The organism is Nocardia sp. NPDC059236 (genome assembly GCF_042754085.1).
In the GTDB taxonomy this organism is placed as follows: domain Bacteria; phylum Actinomycetota; class Actinomycetes; order Mycobacteriales; family Mycobacteriaceae; genus Nocardia.
Map to the genome: position 1 here is coordinate 396,403 of NZ_JBHZAF010000006.1, position 14,004 is coordinate 410,406.

A 14,004-nucleotide genomic window follows, 5' to 3' on the forward strand; every position below is an offset into this window, starting at 1 on the left:
CTCTCGCTCAAGAGGCCGGTGGGACAACCATATAGGTCAACTTCGGCCAGGCGACGGACATGGGAACCAGGGGCTCGCGGCAGATCCACACGGTCACGTGGTGATTCTGTCCGGCGATGCCGAGCGGGTTGTCCATCTGCAAAGCCGGTGTGGTGTGGGCGAAATTGGCCAGGAAGGCCCGCAGCTCCGGTCCGTCGTTGTAGCCGACGTACATGACGGTCGTGGCCGAGTCCGGCGGCGGGCCCCATTCGGCGAAGCCACGATTGGGACTGTAGACCGGCGGAATCCATTCCGACCGACCGTAATGGTCGAGCGCCCCGGCCTCGTTGTAGGCCTCGGTGACAACGACGGCACCGGCCTGTTCCTCGGCCGGCAGACCGATCGCCACCTTGTGCACCGCGTCGGCCAGGTCCTCCCAGTTGTCGTTGCCGTAGTGCTGCAGAAAGCCCCAGTAGCCGGTGTCCGGCACGTCGATCCAGCTCTTGGGGTAGGGGAGCAGCGCCGAGCAGGCGGTCAGCACCGCGGAGAGGACGGTGAGGCCGGTGAACAACCGCCGCAGCAGCACGGCGCGGGTACCCGCGACGTCCAGGAAGCCGGACAGGATCGACGCGCCCGCGCCGAAGATCGCGGGAACGATCCCGGCGACGTAATAGGACCGGCCGTGCCCGACAACGACCAGAACCACCATCAGCAAGGCGGCGATCAGCACGAACCGATACGGCCGCAGCTTCGGCTCCCGAGCCAGGCCGTACAGGCCCAGCACGCCCAGCCCGCCGCCGAGGAATCCGGTGACCACCATGATCGCCACGACCGTCCCCAGCTGTCCGCCGTCGCTCCCCGCCGTTTCCTGGGCGATGGCGCTGTTGGTCGCCAGCTGTGGCCAATGGTGGGAGGCCTGCCACAGCAGGGCGGGCGTCATGGCGGCCGCGAAGATCGACAGCCCTGCCCACAGTGCGCGGCGGCGCAAGACCTCGCGGGGTCCGACGGCGAGAACGCCGAGGGCGACACAGGCCCCCAGCATCAGCACCAGCCATTTGTCCTGCACGTCGATCGCCGCCGCCACACCCGCGGCGATGAGCAAGCGGTCCTGGCGGGTGCGCACCCAGCGAACCAGCAGCCAGATGATCAACGCCTGGAACGCCACGTCGAATGCGACGCTGTCCAGCACGGTGTAGGCGACGACGAACGGTGAGACGGCGTACCCCGCCGCGGCGAGCATCTGGTAGCGCGGCCGCGCACCGCATTCTCGGGCCACCGCCGCCGCGAGGACGGACACCGCGATCAGCAGCAGCAACCCCGGGATCCGCAGCGCGAGAACAGATCCGGGGGCGATCACGTCGGCTGCCCGCGCGATCAGCGGTATCACCGGTCCGTTGTCGACGTAATCGACCGCCAGTCGCCGGCCACACGCGAGGTAGTACAGCTCGTCACCGGCGAGCTGGAACCGTGCCGCGGAGACGGACCAGACGAGCGTGATCAACCCCGAGACCAGCAGGACGCCCCGCCACGCGAATTCGGGTGGTGCCGAGGTCGATTCGGATTCTGGGGTGTACGTGAGCGTCATTGCTTCTCCGATGGATGCGCCACGGCGGTACTCGACCGGCTGGCAGGGTGAGGCCGTGTCAGTGCGCGATGTGGCTGTAGACGGTGGCGGCCACGACGGCGTCCCCGCGGGGGGAGGGATGGAACGGCAAGCCGGCCAGGTTGATCTGCGGATCGAGGAAGCCGTTGAACCACGGATCGGCAGCACACAATCCGTGACCCGCGGTCGCCTGCTTGACGTCGACGAAGTCGATCTGGAGCATCCCGGCCGCGTCGCGTTGCGCATCCTGGAGCCGGTTCCAGAACTCGACCATGGCGCGTGCCCGCGGCTGCACCCAGCGGACGAGACCGAGGAAGTCGAAGCACCACTCCGAGGCGTCCTCCGGCGCCACCTCGGGATAGCCGACCAGTTCGATCCTCGCGTTCGGCGCGTAGTACTTCACGTAGTCGACGACTTTGCGAATGCGGTCGGCGTAGGCCGCTCCGGTGATCGCATCGAGCGCCGGCCACCGGCCCTCGGCCACCGCGTTCTCGTCGCAGCCCTCGACGACGTTGAACACACAGGTGAACACCCTGGTCGCGTCGGCGGTGATCGCGTCATCCTTCGGCCACGCGTCGTTGAAACCCAGCTGGATCGCCACCACCTGGGTCCGCGGCCCGAACGACCCGTCCCGAGCGGCTTCGAGCGCCTCCTGCGTCAGGGTGTATCCGTCCCGGCCGGGAACCTTCTCCCCGGTCGATGTCACCGGACCGGTATCGATGGTCGCGCTGGAGCACGAGTTGTTCTCGAAGTCCTCGGCGGCGATGCCCATCAGCCCACTCAGTTGAACGGGCCACGAGGTGGGGCCGTGTAAACAGGCCTGCAGACCGGTGCTGTTCTCGTCGGCGCACTTCACCAGCACCGCATCGCACGGTGGGTTCGCGGTGTACGAGTCACCGAGCACGACGAGCGCGCGGCCCGGTGCCGGTGCCGGTTCGGCGTCGGCCGTGCTCACCGACACGGCCGCGGCGAGCACGCCGACGGCGGCGCCCAGCCGGAGCCGGAGCACGGCCCGGCCTGTAGTCCAGGAACTGGTCAATGCAAATCCTCATCGGGCCACGGCCAGCCCGCATAGGGTGTCGACCATGACGCAGGTCACAGCGTCTGACAGATAAAGCAAAATATCGTCTTTTCACTTTCTCGGCAAGCAAGTGGTTGGTGGACTGTCGGACCCGCCGGGTGGCTACTCCGGCTCACAGGGTGGGATGACCCGAAATTCACTCAGTCGACGCCAGATTCGGGTTTCGGGCAGCGAATCTGCTGTCCTCATACTGCTTTTCGCCTCGTGGTAGCCGTGTGAACAGGCCGAATGATGCGTGCGGCGTCCGGTGCTCGAGCCTCGTAAGTGATTGGCGGAGTAGTGAATTCGGACAATTTGCCCATCGATCGGGGTCTCAGGGTTGCGGCGAAACACCCGTGCGAAACTCGAGCCGATGATCACCTACTTGCAAGCCGCTGTCATCGGCGCCGTACAAGGTGTCACCGAACTGTTCCCGATCTCGAGCCTGGGGCACTCGGTCCTGGTCGCGGATTGGGTCGGTGGTAGCTGGAAGCAGGTGACAGTAGGAAGATCCGGCCGGGGCGCGACCTATCTGGCCTTCGTGGTGGCGTTGCACGTGGCCACGGCGATCGCGTTGCTCGGCTACTACTGGCGTGACTGGCTGGCCATCATCGCCGGTTTCCTGGCCACGTTGCGAACCCGGCGTGCGGAAACCGTTCCGCAGCGACTCGCCTGGCTGATCGTTCTCGCCACTCTTCCCGTCGCGGTCCTGGGCCCCTTCCTGGATCGTCCGCTGCACGCGCTGTTCACCACGCCCGTCGACACCAGCGTCTTCCTCACCTTGAACGGTGTCGTGCTCGTCATCGGCGAGGGATTGCGCAGGCGCAACGAACCGACATTGGCGGAATACGGTCGCCGGTTCGGCCGCCGTGAGGCCCACCGGTCCGTTCACCCCGCCGGACCGAAGCACCCCCGTCAGACCGACCGCCCGCTGGCCGCCCTGAGCCCCCTGGACGCCATCGGTGTCGGATTCGCCCAAGCCGGCGCACTGCTGACCGGCTTCAGCCGCGCGGGACTCACCATGGTCGGTGGCCTGTGGCGCGGTCTGGAAAACGAGCACGCCGCCAAATTCGCCTTCCTGCTCGCCACTCCGACGATTCTGGGCGCCGGCCTGGTCGAGCTGCCGGAGCTCGCCGAGCCGAGGATCGCCGCCATCCGCGGCCCGGTACTCCTCGGCGCCTTCGTCTCCGGAACCTGCTCGTGGCTGGCGGTGCGTTACCTGGAGCGCTACTTCCGCACACGCACCCTCCTCCCGTTCGCGGCCTACTGCATCATCGCGGGCACGCTGTCGATCATCCGATTCATGTGAGACGGATTCGAATCCGCGGCGCGTCCCCACATGGGTCGGCGCTCAACCCTCGTCGGGCGCCGACGGGGCGGATCGAATTGGGGTGCAGCGGAATTCGGGTGGAATGCGGCGAGGCCCCGATCCGGTGGGGATCGGGGCCTCGCGTCGGGGTGGCTGACGGGACTCGAACCCGCGACACCCAGGATCACAACCTGGTGCTCTACCAGCTGAACTACAGCCACCATTGCCGTAACTTCCGGCGCGGTAGATATTAACGTGTCGCCACGACGAGTACCTAATCGGCTGTTCAGATGGGGTTTAGCCAGCCTCGGGAGCGGTTGCTCCGGGGGTGGAGAGTTCGGCGGCGACGGCGGCGATCTCGGCGGTGGAGGGGCCGGGGGCGGGGACGAAGGCGGTGCGGCGGTAGTACTCGAGCTCGCGGATGGATTCCTTGATGTCGGCGAGGGCGCGGTGGGCGAGGCCCTTCTCGGGCTGGCCGAAGTAGATGCGCGGGTACCAGCGGCGGGCCAGTTCCTTGATGGAGCTGACGTCGATCATGCGGTAGTGCAGGTGGGTGTCGAGGGCCGGCATGTCGCGGGCGATGAAGCCGCGGTCGGTGGCGATGGAGTTGCCGGCCAGCGGGACCGTGCGCGCGGTGGGGACGTACTGCTTGATGTAGTCGAGGATCTGCTGCTCGGCCTCGGCGACGGAGACGGTGGAGCGGCGGACCTCCTCGGTGAGTCCGGAGCGAGCGTGCATCTCGGCCACCACCGGCGGCATGGCGGCCAGCGCGTCGTCGTCGGCGTGGATCACGATGTCCACGCCGTCGCCGAGGATATTGAGGTCACTGTCGGTCACGAGTGCGGCCACCTCGATCAGCTTGTCGCTGTCGAGCTGTAGGCCGGTCATCTCGCAGTCCATCCACACCACGTACTTGTCCACCCGCCAAACACTAACGCTTCGGCGTTCCGCGACCCGGAGGCCCGGCCGCGTCGAGCCCGCTCGGCCGCCCGACCGAGCAGTATCGTTCACACCAGTCCCGCATAACGAGCGGTCGGCATGTTGGTTGGGCAGTTCCGAGGGCAGTAGTTCACTGGGCAGTCGCAGTTGGCAGAGCAGACGGAGGATGCGCGATGACCACCCCGCAGGAGAAGGCAGCGGCGGCACGGAAGGCGGCGGAGGCGGCTGCGCGGATCGCGGCGGAGGCGGCGGCCGCCGCCGAGGCCGCGGAAAGGGAAGCCGCCGATCAGGAGGCGGCGGCCAAGGCCGCTGAGACGGCTCCGGGGGGCAACGGCAAGGCGAAAACCGCTGCCGCTGAATCTGATCAGGCCGCCGAGGACGAGGCCGCCGCACAGGAGATCGCGGCGGGATACGCCATGGAGGGTCTGGCGCTGGAGCTGGGCACCGTGATCGTCGGCGACACCGTGCATCCCGATGCGCGGGTGCGGATTCCGATGAAGACCATGAACCGCCACGGCCTGGTCGCGGGTGCCACCGGTACCGGTAAGACCAAGACCGTGCAGGGCATCGCCGAGCAGCTCTCGGCGGCGGGCGTGCCGGTGGTGCTGGCCGATATCAAGGGCGACCTGTCGGGTCTGGCGCAGCACGGGCAGGCGAACGACAAGCTGCTGGCCCGCGCCCGGGAGACCGGCGATCCGGACTGGAAGCCGCAGGGCTTCCCGTGCGAGTTCGTCTCCCTCGGCACCGGGGGGATCGGCGTGCCGATTCGCGCCACCATCACCTCGTTCGGCCCGATCCTGCTCAGTAAGGCGCTGGGGCTCAACGAAACCCAGGAATCCACCCTCGGCCTGATCTTCCACTGGTCCGACCAGAACGGCTTGGCGCTGCTGGATCTGAAGGATCTGCGCGCGGTCATCCAATACCTCACCAGCCCGGAGGGTAAGGAAGATCTCAAGGGCATCGGCGGCGTCTCCGCGCAGACCGCGGGTGTGATCCTGCGCGCACTGGTGAATCTGGAGGCCGACGGCGGCGACACCTTCTTCGGCGAGCCCGAGCTGGAGCCCGCCGATCTCATGCGCACCGCGGGCGGACAGGGCGTCATCACCCTGTTCGAGCTGGGTGCGCAGGCCGCCCGGCCGCAGATGTTCTCGACCTTCCTGATGTGGGTGCTGGCCAACCTGTTCCAGACGCTGCCCGAGGTCGGCGATATGGACAAGCCCAAGCTGGTGTTCATCTTCGACGAGGCGCACCTGCTGTTCAACGACGCCTCCAAGGCGTTCCTGAACCAGGTGGAGCAGACGGTGAAGCTGATTCGCTCCAAGGGCGTCGGCGTCTTCTTCTGCACCCAGCTGCCCACCGACATCCCGAATCCGGTGCTCTCCCAGCTGGGTGCGCGCATCCAGCACGCGCTGCGCGCGTTCACGCCGGAAGATCAAGCGGCACTGTCGAAGACGGTGCGCACCTATCCCAAGACCGCTACCTATGATCTCGAAAAGGCGCTCACCTCACTGGGTATCGGTGAGGCCGTGGTGACGGTGCTGTCGGAGAAGGGCGCGCCCACACCGGTCGCCTGGGCACGCATGCAGCCGCCGCGCTCGCTCATGGACACCATCGGAGACGACGGAATCCGTTCCCGCGCACAGCAGTCCACGCTGTACGGCAAGTACGGGACCACCATCGACGCCGAATCGGCCTACGAGATCCTGACCGCGAAGATTCAGGCGACCGCGCAGCGGCAGGCCGACGAGGCGGCGGCCAAGAGCTCGCGCTCGGCCAGGCCCGCCCCGCAGGAGGATTCGATGGCCGAGAAGATCGTCAAGAATCCCGCCTTCAAGAACTTCCTGCGGTCGGCGGCCACCGTCGCCGGGCGCGAGATCAGCCGCAGCATCTTCGGCACCCGGAAACGGTAGCTCGGCTCAGCGCCCGATATCGCGGCTGAGCAGATCGTCGATGGTTTCGCGGCGGACCAGCTCCCGGCACCCGCCGTCGCGGACCGCGACGATCGGCGGGCGGCCGACGCCGTTGTAGGACGAGGCCAGGCTGTGGTGGTACGCCCCGGTGCACGGCATGGCCAGCACCTCGCCGGGCCGCAGGTCGGCCGGCAGCCGGACGTCGCGGGCCAGGATGTCGCCCGCCTCGCAGTAGCGTCCGGCGATGGTGGCGGTCATGTGCGGGCCGGTGGGATGCCGGTTGGCGACCACGGCGTCGTAGCGCGCGCCGTAGAGGGCGACCCGCGGGTTGTCGCTCATACCGCCGTCCACGGTCACGTAGGTGTGGCCGTGCTCGACGTGTTTGACCGACAGCACGCGGTACAGCGTGACGCCCGCCCGTGCCACGATGGCGCGGCCGGGCTCGAGGGCGATGCGGGGCCGCGGGAAGCCGTGCCGGGCGCAGGCCGCGTCCAGCGAATCCTCGATGATGTCCGCCAGTTCGGCCAGGTTCATCTCGGCGTCGCCGCTGCGGTAGGCCACCGCGTGCCCGCCGCCGAGGTCCAGGTCGGTCAGGGTGACGCCGAATTCGTCGCGGATGCGGGCCATTTCGGCGATCATGCGCCGCACCGCCTCGCCATAGGGGAAGGTGTTGTAGATCTGCGACCCGATATGGCAGTGCAGCCCGGCCAGGGTCAGATTCGGTTGCCGCACAATGCGATCCACCGCCTCCATCACCGCCCGCCCGCCGATCGGGAAACCGAACTTCTGATCGGTGACGCCGGTGCGGACCGCCGGATGTCCGTCGATGTCGATATCGGGGGTGACGCGCAGCAGCACCCGCTGCGGCCGCTCGGCCAGCGCCGAGAGCAGCGTGATCTCGGTGAGCGAGTCGATCACGATGCGCCCGACCCGGCAGTTCACAGCCGTCTCCAGCTCGGCGAAGGGTTTCCCGTTGCCGTGCAGCACGATCCGCTCCGGGTCGGCCCAGCTTGACAGTGCCACCGCCAGTTCCCCGGCCGAGCACACGTCCAGCGACAGTCCCTCGTCGGTGATCCATTCGGCTACCGCGCGGGTGAGCAGCGCCTTGCCCGCATAGATGATCTCGGCGTCGGGGAACCGAGTGCGGTAGGCCTGACAGCGGGTGCGCACCTCGCCCTCGTCGAGCACATACGTCGGCGTGCCGTACTGATCGGCGATGTCGGCCAGCGCCACGCCGCCGACGGTGATGCGCCCGTCGGCGTCGTAGTGGGTTTCGCGTGGCCAGACCGCCGGATCGAGCCGGGGAACCATGCCCCCGTCACGCAGCGACGGGAAGATCTCGAGCAGCGTCAAGACGTCTCCTGGTGAGAGCCCCCCGCTTTCTCTCATGCGGGGCCGACACCAGGACTACGCCCGATAACGGGGTCCGGAAATGTCCGGCAACGTCCCCTTTACGAGCGTCCCGCCGATCTTGACGGTTTGCTGATCAGCTGCCGAGCTTCTTGTAGGCGGCGCCGGCCACCACCGAGGTGATCGAGCGCGGGCCGAACTGCCCGGCCAGGCTCATACCCTTGCTGATCAGGCCCGGGACCACGCGCATCTTGTTGCGGGCGAGCGCGTCGATGGTGATCTTGGCGGTGTGGGCGGCGGTGACCCAGATGAACTCCGGGATCTTGTTGCCCATCTCCTCCTGGTCCGGGTTGTCGGTACGGACCGGGCCGGGAGCCAGCAGGGTGACATTGATGCCGGTGCCCTTGAGCTCACCGCGTAGCGACTCGGAGAAGGTGTTCACGAACGCCTTGCTCGCGGAGTAGGTGGTGTTGTTCGGAATCGGCATATTGCCCGCCGCCGACCCGGTGACGAGGATGCCGCCCGCTCGGCGCTCCAGCATGCCCGGCAGCACGGCCAGCGTGAGATCGTGCACGGCAACGGCATTCAGTTCCATGATGTCGCGCTCGTAGTCCAGGTCCAGCTTGGCCAGCGGGCCGAAAGTGGAGACACCGGCGTTGTTGCAGAGGATGGCGATGTCCCGCGCGGCCAGCTCCTTGGCCAGCGGCGCGCGCTGATCGCGGTCGGACAGGTCCACCGCGCGCACCTCGGCGGTGATGCCGTACCGCTCGGTCAGCCGCTGTGCCAGCTCGGCCAGCAGGTCGCCGCGGCGGGCGACGAGGATCAGCGAGTAGCCCCGCGAGGCAAGCTCTTCGGCGAGGGCGGTGCCGATCCCGGAGGAGGCTCCGGTGACGACGGCACGATTGTCGGCGGTGGGTACAGGCAGGCTCACGGGACCCGAGCCTACCGATGTTCGCGCGGATGGGGCGCGCGGCGTGCGGGTGGAGTGGACGAAAGGGGAACCACCCCACCCGCACGCCCGCGTTCACGCCGTTCAGCGCGTGTCCGGCGGGCGGATCAGGAAGTGCCTGCCCGGATCAGGCGGTGCACTTCGAGATCAGGCCGTGCACTTCGAGATGAGGACGCTGGCCTGGGAGGGATCCGCGCTGCCCAGGCTCACCATCAGGGGGTTCGGGTCCGGGCCGCTGGCCGCGAGAGCATTGCGCTCGGCGGCGGCCAGGTTGTTGCCCAGGCCGGTGTACAGGCGGCCGTCGCGGTCCACGAGGGCGGCGCAGCCGTTGTTCCAGCGCAGCGCCACCACACAGTTGGAGTAGCCGCACTCGTCCATGGCGTCGGCGTCGGCGCGGCCCTGGTCGGGCGCGTTGTAGGCGTAGCCGATGGACCACTGGTCGCCCCGGTCGGCGACGGCGAAGGAGCCGTAGTAGTCGTAGTCGGCGTGCGCCGTTCCCATACCGGTGCTCATCAGCGCGGCGGCGGAGGCCACCGCACCGGCGGCGGCCTTACGAGACAGATGCATAGAGAATTTCTCCCCCAGGATCGTTGAAGCAAGTGCTCCGCGATCATGGCAGGGTGGTACGACATTCCCGACCATCTGAATCGGTTGGTGTATAGGTCATTTCGGGATTCCGGCCGAAAATGTCGTGACCGGTCAATTGCGGGGCTTGGGCTCCATGAAGGCGATGCCCCAGTTCAGGTGACCGTGCCACACGCTGGCTATGCGGCCGCCCTGGACGGCGGGTTTGGGGTCGCCGATGGGGCCGCCCGCGGCGCGGACGGCGGCGACGGTGGCGTCCAGGTCGGGGGACAGGAAGGCGACGCCGGTCAGGGCGGGCGCGCGGCCGGAGGACACGGCCTCGATGAACGGTTCGCCGACCCGGTAGAAGGCCATTTCGGGTCCTTCCGGGCCGCGCGGGAAGAAGCGCCGGCGCGGCGGGACACCCAGGACGGAGGTCAGATCGGCGACGGCGTCGTCCAGATCGGGCACCCAGTAGACGACGTGATCGACGGTGGTCACGCCGTTCGGATGCACCGGCATGGAATCAGCTTCGGGTGTAGTCGATTCCAGGTACGGGATGCCGAGTGATTCGGGGGCGGCATGGGTTTCGTCGAAGCCCCAGGCGGGCTCGCCCAGGGTGCAGGCGACGCGGCCGATCTGCACTCGGCCGCCGCTGACGATGAAACCCAGTGCCGCCCAGGACTGCTCGTCTCCGGGCAGTCCCAGGCGGGTGAGGTTCGGCATTACAGGGCCGCCGCCAGCCGGGTGCCCTGGTTGATGGCACGTTTGGCGTCGAGTTCGGCGGCCAGGTCGGCGCCGCCGATGAGGTGCACCTTCACGCCCGCGTTCTGCAGCGGCTCGTGCAGGTCGCGCACGGATTCCTGGCCTGCGCACAGGATCACGTTGTCGCACTCGATGATCTGCGGGCGCTGGCGCTTCTCGCCGAAGCTGATGTGCAGGCCGCGGTCGTCGATGCGCTCGTAGTTGACGCCGCCGATCTGCTCGACGCCCTTGGCCTTGACCGCGGCCCGGTGCACCCAGCCGGTGGTCTTGCCCAGTCCCTTGCCGAAGGAGGACGACTTGCGCTGCAGCAGCACGACTTCCCGGGCGGCGGGGGAGGGCCTGGGGGTGGTGACGAAGCCGGGGACGGTGGGATCGTCGGAGACGCCCCACTCTTCCTTCCACTCGTCGAGCTTGAGGCTGGGATGTCCTTCGACGCTGAGAAATTCGCTCACGTCGAAGCCGATGCCGCCGGCGCCGATGACCGCCACCTTCTTGCCCACCGGCTTGCCGTCGCGCACCAGCTCGGCGTAGGTGAGCACCTTCGGGTGGTCGATGCCGGGGATATTGGGGATGCGCGGCTTCACGCCGGTGGCCAGGATGACCTCGTCGTAGCCGCCCGCGATGAGCTGCTCGGCGGTGGCCCGGGTCTCGAGATGCACACGCACACTGGTGATTTCGAGCTGCCTGGTGTAGTAGCGCAGGGTCTCGTTGAACTCTTCCTTGCCCGGGATCCGGCGGGCGATGTCGAACTGCCCGCCGATCTTGTCGTCGGACTCGAACAGGTCCACGTGGTGCCCGCGCTGGGCCAGGCTGACCGCGGCCGAGAGTCCGGCCGGGCCCGCGCCCACGACGGCGAACTTCCGGGTCCGGCGGGTGGGCAGCAGCTTCAGCTCCGTCTCGTGCCCGGCGCGCGGATTCAGCAGGCAGGACACGGTTTTGGCCTGGAAGGCGTGGTCCAGGCAGGCCTGGTTGCAGGCGATGCAGGTATTGATCTCGTCCCCCCGCGCGTCCTGGGCCTTGCGCGCCCAGTCCGGGTCGGCGAGCAGCGGGCGGGCCAGCGACACCAGGTCGGAATCGCCGCGGGTGAGGATCTCCTCGGCGGTCTCCGGCATATTGATGCGGTTGGACGCGCACACCGGAATGCTCACCAGGTCCTTGACCTTCGCGGTCCACTCCACGAACGCCGCACGCGGCACCGAGGTGACGATGGTGGGCACCCGGGCCTCGTGCCAGCCGATGTCGGTATTGATGATGGTGGCGCCGGCGGCCTCCACATCCCGTGCGACGGCGGCGATTTCGTCCCAGGTCTGGCCCTTCTCCACGAAGTCGGCCATGGACAGGCGGAAGACAATGATGAAGTCCGGTCCGACCGCCTTGCGCACCCGGCGCACGATCTCGCCCGCGATGCGGCGGCGGTTCTCCGGCGAGCCGCCCCACTTGTCCTTGCGCTTGTTGGTGCGCTCGGCCAGGAACTGGTTGATGAAATAGCCTTCACCACCCATGATTTCGACGCCGTCGTACCCGGCGAACTTGGCCAGGTAGGCGCAGCGCGCGTAATCGTCGATGGTCTCCTCGACGCCTTTGGACGAGAGTGCGCGGGGCTTGAACGGGTTGATGGGGGCCTTGATGGCGGAGGCGGACACGCTGGTCGGCATGTAGGAGTAGCGGCCCGCGTGCAGGATCTGCAGCGCGATCTTGCCGCCCTCGGCGTGCACCGCCTTGGTGATGGCGCGGTGCCGGTAGGCCTCGGTCCTGTTGGTCAGCTTGGCGCCGAACGGCAGCAGCCAGCCGGTGCGGTTGGGGGCGTAGCCGCCCGTGATGATCAGTCCGACACCGCCTTTGGCCCGCTCGGCGAAGTAGGCGGCCAGCCGGTTGGTGTGCCAGGCCCGATCCTCGAGGCCGGTGTGCATGGAACCCATGACCACGCGATTGCGTAGCGTGGTGAATCCCAGGTCCAGGGGCTCGAACAGGTGCGGGTACGCGCTCATCGCTGAGAGCCTTTCGGTTCGGACGCCTGCGACCGGGCTGAGTCGCGCTTCAGGGCGTCGAGTACTTCCTCGCACCAGTCGACGATTCCCTCCTCGACGCGGATGCCGCCGCGCAGGACGAGGTACTGGTGCAGCTTGGGGCCGGTGAGCTGATCCGGCGCGGGGTAGTCCTTCTTCTCGAAGGTGCGGTACAGGTCGAGCCGGTGCGCGTGCTGGTCACGGTGGCGCTGCACCTCGGCGGTGAGCGCGCCGACATCGCCGAGGGAGGCGGCTCGCAGCTTCACGCCGAGTTCATTGCGCATGGGTTCCAGGTCGGCGGGTTCGGCGATCCAGCGGATCAGTTCGGCCCGGCCGGCGTCGGAGACGGTGTAGACCTTCTTGTCCGGGCGGCCCTCCTGGGCCACGGTCTCCGCGATGACCCAGCCCTGCTCGTCCATGCGCTTGAGCACGCGATAGATCTGCTGGTGGGTAGCGTTCCAGAAGAATCCGATGGATTTGTCGAAACGGCGCGCCAGGTCGTATCCCGAGCTGGCACGTTCGGTCAGCGATACCAGTAGCGCGTGTTCGAGGGCCATGCCGCCAGGGTAACTGAGACGAGACGTACTATGCAATTCAGTGCATAACGATTCGGCGTGGTGCGGACTCGCTGGTGTGTCGGTTAACGCGGCCGGTCACGAACCTGATTTCAGATCACCGTCGACAAGGCCACCGTCACGCCGGACGAGTTCGGCGGCGCGAAGCTGCGGGTGGACATCACCTACAAGAACACCATCACGTCTTTCCGGATCCAATACACATTCGGGCGCGCTTGTTCAGCGTCGTCGTGCTCACAGTCCGGCGGCGAAGACCCGCGCCGCCTCGAGATCACCGGCATCCGGCCGCCCCTTGTTGACGCCGCCGACCACTCGCAGCGGTGCCCAGGTGTCGAACGCGCGAACCGAGAAGGTGTCGACCACGTCGAACCCAGCGCGCCGGACCAGCCGTGCCATCGGCCACAGCTGCGGCGGAAACCCACTGGTGGCGAACACGAATGCCCTGCCGCGCTCCGCTTTCGGCAGCGACCGTACGAACCCGCGCAGCCGGGGGTGGAACATCTGGTTGAAGATCCCCGACCCGAACCCCACCAGGTCGTACTCCCCGAGTGAGCTCACCTCGACCTGCTCGGGCTCCAGGATCGTGGCCTCCAGTACCTCGCCCATGGCCTCCGCCACCCGCCGCGTATTGCCATGTGACACCGAAACGCACACGATCAGGGCCTTCATCACAACGCTCCTTCGCTACCCGCATCGATCGGACATGCTCGGAGACACCACCCGAGTCTCGACCGTGACACCGAAGCGGTGTGTCGGCCGTCATAGGACTCGCACGCTCGGGCCGGTGCCGGTGTGGCGACGGCCAATTCTGGTGGTCATGGTTCCGTCGATCACTTTGGAACTATGGCATTTCATATATGTGGGGCTGTTAATTCGGAGCAGACCGCAGGTCGGGTGCGCTGTCATGTTGCTTCTGTGGCGGGTGCGGAGCCCGTCGCCGTCGGCGCGCGGGACGCCGCTGATCGGGGCGTTGCTGACCGGCTTGCGGGAGTGTG

Annotated in this window: 12 protein-coding genes and 1 tRNA gene; 2 read left to right on the forward strand and 11 right to left on the reverse strand. The window is 67.7% G+C overall.

What is annotated here, in order from left to right:
* Nucleotides 1-7 precede the first annotated feature (7 nt).
* Together ACFXIV_RS18875 and ACFXIV_RS18880 are read right to left on the reverse strand one after the other, a co-directional pair.
* On the reverse strand, nt 8-1,564 hold the full coding sequence (locus ACFXIV_RS18875) for an ArnT family glycosyltransferase (RefSeq protein ID WP_379400903.1): 1,557 nt from the start codon (nt 1,562-1,564) through the stop codon (nt 8-10).
* 58 nt (nt 1,565-1,622) lie between these two features.
* The gene (locus tag ACFXIV_RS18880; RefSeq protein WP_379400904.1) at nt 1,623-2,621 is read right to left on the reverse strand and encodes an SGNH/GDSL hydrolase family protein; all 999 of its coding nucleotides are present in this window, start codon (nt 2,619-2,621) and stop codon (nt 1,623-1,625) included.
* A gap of 394 nt (nt 2,622-3,015) precedes the next feature.
* Between ACFXIV_RS18880 and ACFXIV_RS18885 the strand changes: the two genes are divergently transcribed.
* Nucleotides 3,016-3,951: an undecaprenyl-diphosphate phosphatase gene (locus ACFXIV_RS18885; RefSeq protein ID WP_379400905.1), complete on the forward strand. Its 936-nt coding sequence runs from the start codon at nt 3,016-3,018 to the stop codon at nt 3,949-3,951.
* A gap of 148 nt (nt 3,952-4,099) precedes the next feature.
* Here ACFXIV_RS18885 and ACFXIV_RS18890 read toward each other — a convergent pair.
* Both ACFXIV_RS18890 and orn read right to left on the reverse strand, forming a co-directional pair.
* Nucleotides 4,100-4,172: transfer RNA gene (locus tag ACFXIV_RS18890), tRNA-His, on the reverse strand.
* Nucleotides 4,173-4,248: 76 nt separating this feature from the next.
* Nucleotides 4,249-4,872: an oligoribonuclease gene (gene orn / locus ACFXIV_RS18895; RefSeq protein ID WP_379400906.1), complete on the reverse strand. Its 624-nt coding sequence runs from the start codon at nt 4,870-4,872 to the stop codon at nt 4,249-4,251.
* A 191-nt stretch (nt 4,873-5,063) separates the two neighbouring features.
* On the opposite strand from orn, the gene ACFXIV_RS18900 reads away from it, so the two are divergent.
* Nucleotides 5,064-6,800 (forward strand): helicase HerA-like domain-containing protein, encoded by a 1,737-nt coding sequence (locus ACFXIV_RS18900; protein ID WP_379400907.1) that lies wholly within the window; start codon nt 5,064-5,066, stop codon nt 6,798-6,800.
* 6 nt (nt 6,801-6,806) lie between these two features.
* Here the strand turns inward: ACFXIV_RS18900 and lysA are convergent, their stop codons facing one another.
* The 7 genes from lysA to ACFXIV_RS18935 all read right to left on the reverse strand — a co-directional run bounded on the left by lysA (nt 6,807) and on the right by ACFXIV_RS18935 (nt 13,678).
* Nucleotides 6,807-8,153 (reverse strand): diaminopimelate decarboxylase, encoded by a 1,347-nt coding sequence (gene lysA / locus ACFXIV_RS18905; protein WP_379400908.1) that lies wholly within the window; start codon nt 8,151-8,153, stop codon nt 6,807-6,809.
* A 133-nt stretch (nt 8,154-8,286) separates the two neighbouring features.
* Nucleotides 8,287-9,081 carry a mycolate reductase gene (gene cmrA, locus ACFXIV_RS18910; protein WP_354834405.1) on the reverse strand — a complete coding sequence of 265 codons (795 nt, stop codon included), beginning with the start codon at nt 9,079-9,081 and terminating at the stop codon, nt 8,287-8,289.
* 165 nt (nt 9,082-9,246) lie between these two features.
* Nucleotides 9,247-9,666, reverse strand: coding sequence for a DUF4189 domain-containing protein (locus tag ACFXIV_RS18915; RefSeq protein WP_379400909.1), 420 nt, complete (start codon nt 9,664-9,666; stop codon nt 9,247-9,249).
* A 132-nt stretch (nt 9,667-9,798) separates the two neighbouring features.
* Nucleotides 9,799-10,389: a VOC family protein gene (locus ACFXIV_RS18920; RefSeq protein ID WP_379400910.1), complete on the reverse strand. Its 591-nt coding sequence runs from the start codon at nt 10,387-10,389 to the stop codon at nt 9,799-9,801.
* On the reverse strand, nt 10,389-12,416 hold the full coding sequence (locus tag ACFXIV_RS18925) for an FAD-dependent oxidoreductase (protein ID WP_379400911.1): 2,028 nt from the start codon (nt 12,414-12,416) through the stop codon (nt 10,389-10,391). Before ACFXIV_RS18925 ends, ACFXIV_RS18920 begins: the two co-directional genes overlap by 1 nt.
* Nucleotides 12,413-12,991: a PadR family transcriptional regulator gene (locus tag ACFXIV_RS18930; RefSeq protein ID WP_379400912.1), complete on the reverse strand. Its 579-nt coding sequence runs from the start codon at nt 12,989-12,991 to the stop codon at nt 12,413-12,415. The genes ACFXIV_RS18925 and ACFXIV_RS18930 overlap by 4 nt, the downstream gene beginning before the upstream one ends.
* A gap of 252 nt (nt 12,992-13,243) precedes the next feature.
* Complete coding sequence (locus tag ACFXIV_RS18935) at nt 13,244-13,678, reverse strand: flavodoxin family protein (protein WP_379400913.1); 435 nt, start codon at nt 13,676-13,678, stop codon at nt 13,244-13,246.
* Nucleotides 13,679-14,004: the final 326 nt, after the last annotated feature.

What these genes read in the sequence shown, in the direction of transcription:
- ACFXIV_RS18875 (WP_379400903.1), bottom strand. Translation starts at nt 1,564, where the DNA reads ATGACGCTCACGTACACCCCAGAATCCGAATCGACCTCGGCACCACCC.
- ACFXIV_RS18885 (WP_379400905.1), top strand. Translation starts at nt 3,016, where the DNA reads ATGATCACCTACTTGCAAGCCGCTGTCATCGGCGCCGTACAAGGTGTC.
- ACFXIV_RS18900 (WP_379400907.1), top strand. Translation starts at nt 5,064, where the DNA reads ATGACCACCCCGCAGGAGAAGGCAGCGGCGGCACGGAAGGCGGCGGAG.
- ACFXIV_RS18915 (WP_379400909.1), bottom strand. Translation starts at nt 9,666, where the DNA reads ATGCATCTGTCTCGTAAGGCCGCCGCCGGTGCGGTGGCCTCCGCCGCC.
- ACFXIV_RS18920 (WP_379400910.1), bottom strand. Translation starts at nt 10,389, where the DNA reads ATGCCGAACCTCACCCGCCTGGGACTGCCCGGAGACGAGCAGTCCTGG.
- ACFXIV_RS18925 (WP_379400911.1), bottom strand. Translation starts at nt 12,416, where the DNA reads ATGAGCGCGTACCCGCACCTGTTCGAGCCCCTGGACCTGGGATTCACC.
- ACFXIV_RS18930 (WP_379400912.1), bottom strand. Translation starts at nt 12,991, where the DNA reads ATGGCCCTCGAACACGCGCTACTGGTATCGCTGACCGAACGTGCCAGC.
- ACFXIV_RS18935 (WP_379400913.1), bottom strand. Translation starts at nt 13,678, where the DNA reads ATGAAGGCCCTGATCGTGTGCGTTTCGGTGTCACATGGCAATACGCGG.